The organism is Bradyrhizobium sp. 41S5, assembly GCF_011516665.3.
Taxonomy (GTDB): Bacteria; Pseudomonadota; Alphaproteobacteria; order Rhizobiales; family Xanthobacteraceae; genus Bradyrhizobium; species Bradyrhizobium quebecense.
Genome location: NZ_CP083721.1, coordinates 5,017,176 through 5,030,807 on the forward strand (window position 1 = coordinate 5,017,176; position 13,632 = coordinate 5,030,807).

Consider the following 13,632-nt stretch of genomic DNA (forward strand, 5'->3'; position numbering starts at 1 on the left):
CGCACAGATCGATGTCGCGACAGCGCAGGCCCATCGGCATGCGCTGCGGAGAGGCGCACATGAAACGGGTTGTTCTATTTTTCGCCGGCGTGGCTGCCGGCATTGCACTGATCATTCTCGCGGCCGGATGGATCGGCTGGCCGGTCAAGTTCCCAGCCGCGACGCAGGAGACTGCGACCGCAGATCCACCGAGGGCCGAGGCCAGGCATGAAGCCCCGGGACATATCGAACTCAGCGAAGACCAGATTCGTGAATCTGGCATCACGCTCGCACCGGCCAGCGGCGGCATGCTGAAGCGACATTTCCTGGCGCCGGGATCGCTGATCCCCGACGCCGATCATATCGGCCGCGTCTCGGTCCGCGTGCTCGCGACGGTCACGGAACTGCGCAAGCGACTCGGCGACGTGGTCGAGAAGGGCGAGATTGTCGCTGCGATCGAAAGCCGCGAGGTGGCCGACGCCAAGAGCGAATACCTCGCCGCGCGGCTCACCAACGACCTGCAGCAGACCCTCTATGCCAGACAGAAGACGCTGGTCGAAACCCGTATCGTCTCGGAAAACGAGTTCCTGCGCACGCGGCTGACCGCAAACGATGCCCAGATCAAGCTCGACGGCGCGCGGCAGAAGCTGTTTGCGCTCGGTCTGTCGGAAAGCGAGATCGCCGATCTGCCCAGCCAGCCGCCCGAAAGCCTGCGGACGCAGTTCCTGCGCGCGCCGATCAGCGGCCGGGTGTCCGAACGGCGCGTTGACCTCGGCGGCCTGATCGGGCGCGAGGGCCAGGAAAGCGAGCTCTACGTCATCGTCAATCTCGACGACATCTGGGTCGATCTGGCGGTCTCGCCGGAGGACATCAGCGCAGTTCGCGAAGGCGTGTCGGTCAAGATCCGCGCTATCGGCACCGAGGATGAAGCCAGTGCCGGCGTGATCTTCGTCAGCCCCCTGCTCGACCGCGAGACCCGCAATGCCCGCGTGATCGCGACCATGCCCAACAAGGATCACCGCTGGAAACCGGGCACCTTCGTCACCGCGGAGGTCCCGCTGTCAGGCGCGCCATCAACCGTGATGGTTTCGAAGAAGGCCATTCAGACCATCAAGGGGACGCCGACCGTATTCGTACGTGATGCCGACGGCTTCGAGGCAAGGTCGGTGCGGACCGGCCGTGAGGACGACGACGACCTCGAAATCGTCGCGGGTCTTGCCGCCGGCGAGACCATTGCAGTGCAGAACACCTTCACATTGAAGGCCGAGGTCGAGAAGGACGAAGCGGAGCACGACCATGATTGAGCGCATCATCGGTCTGGCGATCCAGCGGCGCTGGGTCGTCGTCACACTGGCAGCGGTCCTGATGTTTCTCGGCGGCCTCGCATTGACGAAGCTGCCGATCGACGCAGTGCCCGACATCACCAACAAGCAGGTCCAGATCAACACCGTCGCCCCGGCGCTGTCGCCGACGGAAATCGAGAAGCAGGTGACCTTCCCGATCGAGACGGCGCTGGCGGGCGCGCCAGGGCTGGAGAGCACGCGGTCGCTCTCGCGCAACGGATTCTCGCAGATCACAGCGGTGTTCAGCGAAGCCACCGACATCTATTTCGCCCGCCAGCAGGTCGGCGAGCGCCTGACCGAAGTTCGCGCGCGCCTGCCGCAACGCATCGAGCCGCGCATTGGCCCGACCACGACCGGTCTTGGCGAAATCTACATGTGGACCGTCCATTACTCCGGCCAGAAGGTGCAGACCGACGGCGCGCCGGGCCTGCAGAGCGACGGCCGCTTCCTGACGGCGGACGGCCAGGTGCTGCAAAGCGAGGTCGAGAAAGACGCCTATCTGCGCACGGTGCAGGACTGGATCATCAAGCCGCAGATCAAGATGGTGCCCGGTGTCGCCGGCGTCGATTCGATCGGCGGCTACCTCAAGCAGTACCAGGTCCAACCCGATGCGGCGAAGCTGATCGCGCTCGGCCTCACCTTCGCCGACGTCGCCAAGGCGATCGAGAGCAACAATGTCAGCCGCGGTGCGCGCTATATCGAGCGCAACGGCGAAGGATTCGTGGTGCGGTCCGGCGGTCGCCTCGAGAACATCGAGGAGCTCGGTGCCGTCGTCGTCACCACCCGCGGCGGCGTCCCGGTCCGGATCCGCGACCTCGCCTCGCTCTCGATCGGCGGCGAGACGCGCACCGGCAGCGCCAGCGAGAACGGACGTGAGGTCGTGGTCGGCACCGCACTGATGCTGATCGGCGCCAACAGCCGCACGGTATCGGCCGCGGTCGACGCCAAGCTGCGCGCGATCACGCCGTCCTTGCCGGCAGGCGTCGCAGTCGAGACCGTGCTCGATCGCACCCAGCTGGTCGATGCGACCATCGATACGGTGGCGCGCAACCTCGGCGAAGGCGCGCTGCTGGTGATCGCGGTGCTGTTCGTGCTGCTCGGCAATTTCCGCGCGGCATTGATCACGGCATTGGTGATCCCGATCGCAATGCTGATGACGGCGATCGGCATGTGGCAGGGCCGCATCAGCGCCAATCTGATGAGCCTCGGTGCGCTGGATTTCGGCCTGATCGTCGACGGCGCCGTCATCATCACCGAGAACAGCCTGCGTCATCTCGCCGAGAAGCAGCATGCGCTCGGCCGCGTGCTGACCCGCGACAAACGGCTGGCGACGGTACGGGCGTCTGCTGTGGAAATGGTGCAGCCGAGCCTCTACGGGCAGGCCATCATCCTGCTGGTCTATGTGCCGCTCCTCACCTTCAACGGCGTCGAAGGCAAGATGTTCGAACCGATGGCGCTGACCGTGATCCTGGCGCTCGCTGCCGCCTTCGTGCTGTCGCTGACGCTGGTTCCCGCGCTGATCGCGATCGGCATCACCGGCCGCGTGCAGGAGAAGGAGAACTGGCTCGTTGCCACATTAAAGCGCTGGTACAGCCCCCTGCTCCGGCGCGCGGTTGCAACGCCCCTGCCCGTCATCGCCGTGGCGGTCGTGTTGTTTGCGACCGCGCTGTTCGGCTTCTTCCGGCTCGGCCAGGAATTCATCCCCTCGCTCGACGAGAAGAACATCGCCATGCACGCGCTCAGGATTCCGAGCACGGCGCTGTCGCAGTCGCAGGTGATGCAACTCTCTGTCGAGAAGGCCGTCAGCCGCTTCCCGCAGGTGTCGTTCGTGTTCTCCAAGACCGGCACCGCGGAGGTGGCGAGCGACCCGATGCCGTCGAACGCCTCCGACACCTTCATCATCTTGAAGCCGCGCGCGCAGTGGCCGGATCCGTCGCTGACCAAGGAGCAGTTGATCGAAGACATTTCGAAGGCGGTCGGCCGGCTGCCGGGCAACGTCTATGAATTCACCCAGCCGATCCAGATGCGCTTCAACGAACTGCTCGCCGGTGTTCGCGGCGACATCGCGGTCAAGGTGTTCGGCGACGAGTTCGAGCCGATGCAGAAGGCCGCCAACCAGATCGCCGCCGCGCTGCGCGGCGTGCGCGGCGCGACCGACGTCAAGGTCGAACAGGCCGGCGGCCTGCCCGTGCTCGAGATCAAGGTCGACAAGGCGGCGATCGCCCGGCGTGGCCTGAGCGTCTCCGAAGTCCAGGACGTGATCGGCGCGGCGGTCGGCGGCCAGGATGCCGGCGTCGTCTACGAGGGCGATCGCAGCTTCGATATCGTGGTGCGCTTGCCGGAGAGCGTGCGCTCCGATCTCGAGGCGTTGAGCAATTTGCCGGTCGCCTTGCCGAAGGCAACGCCGAGTTCGCCGGTGCAGAGCCTGCCGCTCAACCGCGTTGCGCAGTTCTCCTTCACCGAGGGACCGAACCAGATCAGCCGCGAGAACGGCAAGCGCCGCATCGTGGTGACGGCCAATGTCCGCGGCCGCGATCTCGGCTCGGTGGTCGAGGAAGCTCAGGCAAACGTCACGCAATCGGTGCAGCTGCCGCCCGGCTACTGGATGACCTGGGGCGGCCAATCGGAAAATCTCGCCGCGGCGCGCCAGCGCCTTGCAGTCGTGGTGCCGGCCTGTTTTGCGATGATCTTCCTGTTGCTACTGGCGGCGATGGGTTCGGCGCGCGATGCGCTGCTGGTGTTCAGCGCGGTGCCGCTGGCACTCACCGGCGGCGTCGCGGCGCTGTGGCTGCGCGGCATGCCGTTCTCGATCTCGGCGGCGGTCGGCTTCATCGCGCTGTCCGGTGTTGCGGTGCTGAACGGGCTCGTGATGCTGAGCTTTGTCAGGCAATTGCGCGAGCGCGGTGTGCCGATCCGGGAGGCCATCGAGCAAGGCGCCCTCACCCGCTTCCGACCGGTGGTGATGACCGCGCTAGTCGCTTCGCTCGGTTTCGTGCCGATGGCGTTCGCCACCGGCACCGGCGCCGAGGTGCAGAAGCCGCTCGCGACCGTCGTGATCGGCGGCCTGATCAGCGCGACGCTGCTCACGCTTGCCGTCCTGCCCGCGCTCTATGCACGGTACGGGCATGCCGGCAGCGCTGCGCGCAATGAGAGAACTGCCGTTCAGCCCGCGGAATGACGGCCTGCTGACCGGCCGCCGCCAACAAAAATCCGGCAGTTGCAGCGCCCGGCAGGCGCTGTAACATTTCTGTCATATGGCAAAACTAAACGAAAGCTGCGGCGGCCTGCCGCGGGGTTTCATCAGGGGGAACAACAAAATGCGCCGTGCCATTACACTACTCTCCGCGAGCATGATCGCGCTCTCGGCGGGCGCCGCTTCCGCGCAAAATGCAAGACCCCGCAACCTCATCCTGTTCGTCCCCGACGGCCTGCGCGGCGGCATCGTAAACGCGGACACGGCGCCGACGATGGCCGACATCCGCGACAAGGGCGTCCACTTCAAGAATTCGCATTCGCTGTTTCCGACCTTCACGATGGCGAACAGCTCGGCGCTGTCGACCGGCCACTATCTCGGTGACACCGGCACCTTCTCCAACACGATCTATACCGGCTACACCTCTGCGCCCGCCGGCGACACCGTTGTCCCCTTCATCGAGAACGACGCCGTGCTCGCCGACATCGACGATCACTTCAATGGCGATTACCTCAACGAGGAGACGCTGTTGAAGATGGCTCGCGGCCAGGGTTTCAGCACCGCGGCCATCGGCAAGGTCGGCCCGACCCTGCTGTTCGATCACACCGATCGCGGCAAGAACACGATCGTGGTCGATGACTCCACCGGCGGCAAGACCGGCGTTCCGCTCTCCGACGAGATGAAGGACGCGCTGACCAAGGCCGGCCTGCCGCTCGCCACCCCGGGCCGCGGCGACAATGCCAAGGCCGGCGATGCCAAGACACCCGGTACCACGGTCGCCAACGTTGCCCAGCAGGCCTACATGGCCGACGTCGCGACCAAGGTCGTGCTGCCGATGTTCAAGGCGCGCAACAAGCCGTTCGTTCTGGTGTTCTGGTCGCGCGATCCGGACGGCAGCCAGCACAACACCGGCGACAGCCTCAACACCATCGCCCCCGGTATCAACGGCCCGACCTCGATGGCCGGCATCAAGAATGCCGACAACAACCTCGCCCAGCTCCGCAAGGCGCTCGACGAGCTCGGGCTTGCCGCCAACACCAACATCATGGTCTCCTCGGACCACGGCTTCTCGACGATCTCGAAGGAGAGCAAGACCAGCCCCTCGGCCAAGATCGCCTATGACGACACGCCGAAGGATTTCCTGCCGATGGGCTTTCTGGCGATCGATCTCGCCAAGGCGCTGAACCTGCCGCTGTTCGACCCCAACGACAAGAACGCCAAGGTCGCCGACAACGCCCATCCGAAGGCCGGCAATGGCGTGCTCGGCCAGGACCCGGCCAAGCCTGATGTCGTGATCGCCACCAATGGCGGCTCGGACCTGATCTATCTGCCGCACCGCGACAAGAAGCTCGCCGACCGCGTCATCAAGGCGCTGCTCGGGCAGGACTATGTCAGCGGCCTGTTCGTCGACGACAAGCTCGGCAACTTCCCCGGCACGCTGCCGATGTCGAACCTCAATTTGAAGGGCAAGGCGGTGACGCCGAACCCGTCGATCGTGGTCAATTTCCGCTCCTGGTCGAGCGGTTGCGAGATCCCGACCAACTGCTCGGTGCAGATCGCCGATACCGTGCTGCGCCAGGGCCAGGGCATGCATGGCAGCTTCAGCCGCGGCGACACCTTCAACTTCACCGCGGCGATCGGCCCCGACTTCAAGGCGGGCTATGTCGATCCGCTGCCGGTCAGCAACGCCGATGTCGGCATGACCGCGGCGCAATTGCTCGGGCTGCGCGCGCCGAACAATGGGGGGCTGATCGGCCGAGTGATGTCGGAGGCACTGCCGAACGGCATCGTGCCGAAGATGGCCGAGGGCACCATCATGTCGAAGAAGCCGTCGGCCAACGGCCTGCGCACCGTGCTGAAATTCCAGCGCGTGCTCTCGACCCGCTATTTCGACGTCGCCGGGTTCCCGGGGCGGACGCTCGGGCTCGAGGCTATCGACGGCAAACAGAAAACGGCGGGGAAGTGATCCCCGCCGCTCTCGCCTGAAGCCGTTGGTTCGGGATGATCACATCATCCCGATGTCGAACACGTTGGGCAGCTGGGCTGCGAGCGGCAGCGCGGTCGCGCCGACCAGCGTCGCCACCATCGCCGCGAGCGCACGGCCGGTGCGGCGCTGACCGCGCATCCGGCCCGCGATCCATTCCAGAACCTTGGTGTCCATGTTGGTGCCTTGGGTCGGCGCCCAGCGATCGATGTTCGTGTCCGGCGACAGCGCCACCGTGCGCGGCGGCACCGGCAGGCCGGACTCCGACGCGGCGTGATGGGCGATCGCCTTGGCGAGCAGGTCGTCGAACCGGCCGCCATCGCTGCGCTCGGCAGCGGCCTCGTTGATCGCGAACAGCGCCTCGATCTCGGCCCGGCTGACCGGCTGATGCTCGACCGCGGCCGCCGTCAGGATGCGCGCGCACCAGGCAGCATCATCGGCATCGAGTGACCGGGAGAAATGGATACGGCCCTTGGTGGTGGGGCCTTCGCCGGTGATCACGCCATCGCGCACGATGGTCAGCGCATGGGCGGCGGTCTTGCGGCAGGATGGATGCAACGCACCGCTGAGAGCCTCAGCGGTCTTGGTACTTGGGGTAGACATTGTGGGAGCTTTCAATTCCTATCTGAGGCCAGCTTTTCCATGCGGGCGTAAACGAGTGGTTAACGATTCGAAACTTGCGTTCCGAGATTTTTAGATGGTTGCCATTTGGTCGCTTTAAACGCTGTCGCAGTTCAGTCCTATAGCAGCCGGGGCCGGCGTGATGACGGCGATAAGCGGCTTTATCTGGGCATTTCCAAGCCTTTGTGCCGCAGCTGATATTTCGCCGCACGAGTACAGATCAAAACAAATTGCTTGGAATTCCACTCTCAAGGAGAAATGTCTCACCTTTTTTCAGAACCCGTTCACTTAAGCCTTTCTGCGTCCTATACTGGAACAGACCACCTCAAATACAAATTTAGATGCAACTTCAAAGAGATGAGGTAAAATCATGGCACTTCAGATCGGCGCCGTCGCCCCCGACTTCGAAGCCGAGACCACCGAAGGGAAGATCAAGTTCCACGACTGGATCGGCAATAGCTGGGTGCTTTTGTTCTCCCATCCCAAGGACTTCACCCCGGTCTGCACCACCGAGCTCGGTGCGCTCGCCCGCCTGAAGCCCGAATTCGACAAGCGCGGCGTCAAGCTGATGGGCCTGTCCGTCGATCCGGTCGATCGTCACGCCAAATGGTCCGAGGACATCAAGGAAACCCAGGGCGCGGCGCCGAACTATCCGATGATCGGCGACATCGATTTCAACGTCTCGAAGCTCTACGACATGCTGCCGGCCTCGACCTCGGGCGATCCCCTCACCCGCACGCCGGCGGACAATCAGACGGTCCGCAACGTCTTCATCATTGGCCCCGACAAGAAGATCAAGCTGGTGCTGGTCTACCCGATGACCACGGGCCGGAACTTCCAGGAGATCCTGCGCGTCATCGACTCGCTGCAACTCACCGCCACGCACCGCGTCGCCACCCCTGCCGACTGGAAGCAGGGCGAGGACGTGATCATCGCGGGCTCGGTCAGCAATGACGAGGCCAAGACGATCTATCCGCAGGGCTGGAAGGAACCGAAGCCCTACATCCGCATCGTGCCGCAGCCGAAGTAACGGCCGGGACGCAGTGGCCCGCGCACAGCCTGTTATCGTCTGGTTCCGCGATGATCTGCGGCTGTCGGATCACCCGGCCCTTCATGAAGCGGCCACCCGCGGCGCGCCCGTGGTTGGCCTCTACGTCCGCGACGAAGCAAGCCGTGCCCTGAAACCTCCAGCCGCGCGCTCCCTCGGGGGTGCGACGCGCTGGTGGCTTGCGCAGTCGCTGCGCGCACTCCGCAAAAGCCTTGAGGCGATCGGCGGAACGCTGGTGCTGCGCACGGGACCGGCCGCTCCCGCAATCGCCACGCTGGCGCGCGACATCCATGCGGACGCCGTGTTCTGGAACGACATCGCGCAGGCGCCGCATCAAGCGATTGCCGCAGACGTTGCATCCGCGCTCGCAAGCGACGGTATCGCTTCGCAGATTTTCCCTGGCGACCTGCTCGTCGACCCCAAGGTCATCCGCAACAAGGACAACCGTGGCCTGCGCGTGTTCACGCCGTTCTGGCGGCGTGTGCAGGCGCTCGGCGATCCGCAAGAGCCGTTGCCGGCACCGAAGAAGCTCACCTCCATCGGCGACATCACGAGCGAGGCCGTCGACGACTGGAATCTCGAACCGACCCGGCCGGATTGGGCCGGCGGCCTGCGCGAGACCTGGATCCCGGGCGAAGCCGCGGCACAGGCCCGGCTAAAGGCGTTCCTCGATGAGAATATCAGCGGCTATGCCGGCGATCGCGACCGGCCCGACCGCGACGGCACCTCGCGCCTCTCCCCGCATCTGCGCTTCGGTGAGATCAGCCCCCGCCAGGTCTGGCACGCCGCCCGCTTCGCCGTCGCCGAGCACCCGCGCCACGCCGGCGACATCGACAAATTCCTCAGCGAGCTCGGCTGGCGCGAGTTCTGCCGCCATCTGCTGTTCGACGTCCCCGACATGGCGGATCGGAACCTGCAGGAACAGTTCGACGCGTTTCCGTGGAAGCGTAACGCGCTTTTCCTGAAGGCCTGGCAGCGCGGCCTGACCGGCTATCCCATCGTCGATGCCGGCATGCGCGAACTCTGGCACACCGGCGTGATGCACAACCGGGTGCGGATGGTGGTGGCCTCGTTCCTGGTGAAGCACCTGCTGATCGACTGGCGCGCCGGCGAAGAATGGTTCTGGGACACGCTGGTCGATGCCGATGCCGGCTCCAACCCGGCGAACTGGCAATGGGTCGCGGGCTCCGGCGCCGACGCCGCGCCCTATTTCCGCGTCTTCAATCCGATCTTGCAGGGCGAGAAATTCGATCCTGACGGCGCCTATGTCCGGCGCTGGGTGCCAGAGCTCGCGCGTTTGCCGAACGACCTCATCCACCAACCCTGGACTGCGACGCCGATCGAACTTGCGAGCGCCGGCATCGAGCTCGGCAAGACCTATCCGCCGCCGATTGTCGATCACAAGCAGGGCCGCGAACGCGCGCTCGCGGCCTATGCAAAAATCCGCGGCAAGGAGTAGAGCAAGAACTAAGCGCGGCGGTTGACCACCAGTACTGCCGCGGCGCAGGCCGCCATGCCGGCCATCGCGACGTAATCCAGCCGCTCGCCAAACAGCACATAGGCCATCAGCGCGGTCACCGCCGGCACCAGATAGAACAGGCTCGCGACCGAGGTCGCTGCATGGTGACGGATCAGCCAATACAGCAGCCCGATCGAGCCGATCGACAGCGCGAACACCAGCCAGGCGATCGCCAGCACGAACTCGCTGGTCCAATGCACGACATTGGTCTCGAACAGCCAGGCACCGATGCCGAAGAAGATCGTCACCGCGATGTACTGCACCAGATTGCCGGCGCGCCAGTCGATCTGGTTGCAGTAGCGGCGCTGGTACAGTGTCCCAAGCGTGATGCTGATCAGCGAGACGCCGGAGGCAAGCCAGCCCCACCCCGCATCGCCCGTCATCGGCCGGTTGTGCAGGATCAGCACGACCCCGGCGAGACCGAGCACGAGCCCGGCCCATTGCAGCGGCGTGACGCGCTCGCCGAGCCAGCGGTTAGCGATGGTCGAGGTCAGGATCGGCTGCAAGCCCGGGATCAACGCCGACAGGCCTGCGGGAATCGAATGCGCGATCGCAATCGCGGTGCCGCCGAGATAGAAGCCATGCACCAGAATGCCGGCCACCGCACTGTGGAAAACACCTGTCCGGTCCGGCCATTTCGGCCGCGCGACCGCGGCGATGGCCGCCATCACCACCACCACGAACGCCATCCGGATCGCCAGATAGGTCAGCGGCTCCGCGTTGTTGATGACGTATTTGGTGCCGATGAATCCCGTGCTCCATAGCACGACAAAAATCGCCGGTGCCAGACGAGCGGCAGTTTCCTCGAAGCTCTTGTTCATTGCAGGCCGTCATTGCCTGAAGAAGAGGCAACCGGCAATCGCGAATTTTTGGGGTGGCGGGCGAGCCTACCGCTGCAAGCGGTGGCGCCTCACCCACAGTGTCGTCCATGCGAAAGCAGAGACCCATAGCGGCGGCGGATGTTGTCGTGCCCGATCCAACGCTTTTCGGCACCGCCTTCGTACCGATCACCCTCGATACCTCCCGCCACTGGAAGGCAAGGTCGCTCCGCACGTCACATCGTCATCTGAGGTGATACTTCCTGCCGTTCGTGTTCGGGTCGGTATTGTCGCTTGTCGAGAACATCAAGGCCGGTCCGAAATAGCCCCAGCGATCCCGGTAAAGTCCGAATCGGCCGGCGCCCTTGTCGATGATCTCTTGCTGGGTGCTGTTCGCCGGACCGAGAAGCCTGTCATCTTCATACAGCCGGGCAGTCTTGATCTCGCCATCCACGTATTTGACCGGGACGAGAAACGCGTGCCCCTGATAAAAGTGAAAGGTGCCGCGCAGCAGAAGTCTGTCGATCGGGCTCGCCGGAACCAGATAAAGCAATGCACTCGACGCCAGGGCAAAAAGCGTCGATCCGATCACGATGCGCGTATTGGCGGATATCCTCAACGGCACTTTCCTCGGGCTTTTGCTTGCCAAGCGTCTCTGTAGCGCGCGGCTTCATCGCATACAACCGACGGGCATCTGCCATCCCCTATACGCCGCCGGTGCGGAAGCCGATCTGACAGGCCGTATGTCCGCACAGAACAGGCATCAGATCGTTGACGCGCGTCCGGCGAAGTTGCCAAGGACTGCCATCAGTACGGTCGCGACGGCACAGCAGACAAGCGCAACCTCCCAGCCTCCGGTCGCATCGTGGGCAAGTCCGGCAAGCGGCGGACCTGCAGCCGCGAGCGTGTAGCCGAGGCATTGCGCCATGCCTGACAGTGCGGCCGCCTGATGGCTGTGCGTAGTTCGCAGGCTGACGAATGTCAGACCGAGGATGAAGGCAGCTCCCGCTCCGAAGCCGAACAGCGCGACCCACAACATCGCAAGCGACGGAAGCTGCCACAAGCCGAGCAGCGCGACGCAGGTCGCGAGCGACACGACGATCGCGATGCCGCGCTGATCCTTCATGCGCCGGACCATCGGACCGAGGATCAAGCCGGGAACCGCCGTCGCCAATTGCGACGCGCCATGCAGCGTACCCGCCGCCGCCGGTGAATAGCCTGCCTGCCCCAGAATGGCGGGCAGCCATCCGACGATGATGTAGAACACCAGCGAGGTCAGGCCGAGAAAGCCGGTGACCTGCCAGGCGAGCAGCGAGTGCCAGATGCGCCCGCGACGCGACGGCGAGCCAGGCTCGGTCGCCGGAGCCGAGTGGATCCCCAGTTGTGGAACCCAGGCCACCAGCGCCACCAACGGAAAGATCAGTGTGCCCGCAAGCGAAAGGTGCCAGCTCGATCCGGGAAATAGAGCAAGCGGGATCGCCACGACGGATGCCAGCGCCTGGGCCAATGCGGACGTGATCGCGTAGGCGCCCGTCAGACTGGCGATGCGGGTCGGGAAGTCCCGCTTGAGCAGGCTCGGCAGCAGGACATTTGCAACAGCGATCCCGGCACCAATGGTGGCAGTGCCGGCGAACAGCGCCCAGACCGGACCGGACGAGCGCAGCGCGATCCCGGCCGCGATGACCAGCAACGCGCCGAACAGCGACCGCTCCATGCCGCATCTGCGCCCGAGGATGGCTGCAAGCGGTGAGATCGCGGCGAACGCAAGCAAGGGCAGCGTGGTCAGGACCCCTGCCTCTGCCGCGCTGACCCCGCGGATCATGCCAAGCATCGGCGCCACGCCGGTGATGGGGGCACGGAGCGCCGAGGCGATCAGCAGGATCCCTGCGACCAGGAGCCCCTGCCCGCCCAAATTTCGCATCGGCGCAATCATCGTCATCGCATGCTCCCGGCTGTCTGCACGCGCGGAAACTATCGACTTGGCTGCCAGAAGAATTTACATATCTATTCTATTGATCGCTAAATTCAGTCACGCGGTTGGTTTTCAACTCCGCTATGGGTTTTCAACTTCGTTATCCCTGGCCGGACCTCGATCCGGATGACGTCGCGGTCCCGGCCCTCGCCATTCGCCTCGACGTCACCGAGAACAAGGTCGAGGCGGCCGAGCACGCGCACCGCAAGGGACAGCTGGTGTTTGCGCTCGGCGGCGGCGTGATGTGCCGCGTTCCGAACGGACTGTGGATGGTGCCGCCGCATTGCGGCGTCTGGCTCCCCGGCGGCACGCGCCACACCAACATCGCAACCGCCAATGCGCGGATCTTCTTCGTTTTCGTCGAGCCCGGTGCCGCCGACCTGCCCGACCGCTGCTGCACGCTGTCTATCTCGCCGCTGCTCCGCGAGCTCATCGTCGCGCTGTCGGATCGCATGCAGCATGATGTCGGCGATGCGTCGCTCGTCGCGCAATTGCTGCTGAACGAATTGCCGCGAATGCCGGTCCAGCAGCTGCATCTGCCGATCTCAGGCGAACCGCGCCTGCGACGGATCGCGGCTGATCTCGCCGACGATCCCTCCGATCGCAGCACGATGGCCGAATGGGCCGACCGTGTGGCAATGAGCGAGAGCAGCCTCGCACGTCTCGTCCTGAGCGAAACCGGCCTGACGTTCGGCCGTTGGCGCCAGCAGCTGCATTTGATCGTCGCGTTGCGCGAGCTGTCGGCCGGCGCAAGCGTTCAGCAGGTCTCGACCGCGCTCGGTTATGAATCCGTCACGGCGTTTATCACCATGTTCAAGAAGGCGCTCGGCAAGCCGCCGGCGAAGTATCTCAGCGACAGGGTGCAAGGCGGCCGTTCGGCCTTTGCGGGGTGATGGGCTCCGGCTTCGGTCCCGGCTGGCACGGAAGGCCGCCGACCGGCGCCTAGAGATCGCAAACGCGTGATTGGCGCAACCGACCGTTGCCTTCATTTGGGCATCTATGAGGAACAGGGTTCCCCAGCAGAGAGCAAAGGCGGCCGCCGCAGGGGGTGCCTGCAATTGACGTATCGATCCCACAGCAGCTGGCAGGACGTGGATCTGCGCAATCTCGTTCGGGTCATCTCGGCCTGCACCCTCGGACTCTGGGCATTTGCGG

At 64.8% G+C, this 13,632-nt stretch carries 10 protein-coding genes; 6 read left to right on the top strand and 4 right to left on the bottom strand.

Features of this window, described 5'->3' with window-relative positions:
• Window positions 1-59: 59 nt before the first annotated feature.
• The 3 genes from HAP47_RS24505 (at window position 60) to HAP47_RS24515 (ending at window position 6,481) form a co-directional block, all read left to right on the top strand.
• The gene (locus HAP47_RS24505) at window positions 60-1,283 is read left to right on the top strand and encodes an efflux RND transporter periplasmic adaptor subunit (RefSeq protein WP_173642410.1); all 1,224 of its coding nucleotides are present in this window, start codon (window positions 60-62) and stop codon (window positions 1,281-1,283) included.
• Complete coding sequence (locus HAP47_RS24510) at window positions 1,276-4,500, top strand: efflux RND transporter permease subunit (protein WP_173642409.1); 3,225 nt, start codon at window positions 1,276-1,278, stop codon at window positions 4,498-4,500. Before HAP47_RS24505 ends, HAP47_RS24510 begins: the two co-directional genes overlap by 8 nt.
• Window positions 4,501-4,639: 139 nt before the next feature.
• A complete protein-coding gene (locus HAP47_RS24515) occupies window positions 4,640-6,481 on the top strand; it encodes an alkaline phosphatase family protein (RefSeq protein WP_173642408.1) in 1,842 nt (613 codons plus the stop codon).
• 39 nt (window positions 6,482-6,520) lie between these two features.
• On the opposite strand, the gene HAP47_RS24520 is transcribed toward HAP47_RS24515, so the two are convergent.
• Window positions 6,521-7,102, bottom strand: coding sequence for a hypothetical protein (locus HAP47_RS24520; RefSeq protein ID WP_173642407.1), 582 nt, complete (start codon window positions 7,100-7,102; stop codon window positions 6,521-6,523).
• A gap of 388 nt (window positions 7,103-7,490) precedes the next feature.
• Between HAP47_RS24520 and HAP47_RS24525 the strand changes: the two genes are divergently transcribed.
• Together HAP47_RS24525 and HAP47_RS24530 are read left to right on the top strand one after the other, a co-directional pair.
• Window positions 7,491-8,150: a peroxiredoxin gene (locus HAP47_RS24525; RefSeq protein ID WP_173642406.1), complete on the top strand. Its 660-nt coding sequence runs from the start codon at window positions 7,491-7,493 to the stop codon at window positions 8,148-8,150.
• A gap of 13 nt (window positions 8,151-8,163) precedes the next feature.
• Window positions 8,164-9,627, top strand: a complete 1,464-nt coding sequence (locus HAP47_RS24530; protein WP_231168359.1) for a cryptochrome/photolyase family protein — start codon at window positions 8,164-8,166, stop codon at window positions 9,625-9,627.
• Between the two features lie 8 nt (window positions 9,628-9,635).
• Here HAP47_RS24530 and HAP47_RS24535 read toward each other — a convergent pair whose 3' ends face one another.
• The 3 genes from HAP47_RS24535 to HAP47_RS24545 all read right to left on the bottom strand — a co-directional run bounded on the left by HAP47_RS24535 (window position 9,636) and on the right by HAP47_RS24545 (window position 12,444).
• Window positions 9,636-10,508, bottom strand: coding sequence for a DMT family transporter (locus tag HAP47_RS24535; RefSeq protein WP_173642404.1), 873 nt, complete (start codon window positions 10,506-10,508; stop codon window positions 9,636-9,638).
• A 241-nt stretch (window positions 10,509-10,749) separates the two neighbouring features.
• Window positions 10,750-11,124: a hypothetical protein gene (locus tag HAP47_RS24540; RefSeq protein ID WP_210285372.1), complete on the bottom strand. Its 375-nt coding sequence runs from the start codon at window positions 11,122-11,124 to the stop codon at window positions 10,750-10,752.
• 144 nt (window positions 11,125-11,268) lie between these two features.
• Entirely contained in the window at window positions 11,269-12,444 is a 1,176-nt protein-coding gene (locus HAP47_RS24545; protein ID WP_173642403.1) for an MFS transporter, read from the bottom strand.
• Between the two features lie 116 nt (window positions 12,445-12,560).
• On the opposite strand from HAP47_RS24545, the gene HAP47_RS24550 reads away from it, so the two are divergent.
• Window positions 12,561-13,370, top strand: a complete 810-nt coding sequence (locus HAP47_RS24550; RefSeq protein ID WP_173642402.1) for an AraC family transcriptional regulator — start codon at window positions 12,561-12,563, stop codon at window positions 13,368-13,370.
• Window positions 13,371-13,632: the final 262 nt, after the last annotated feature.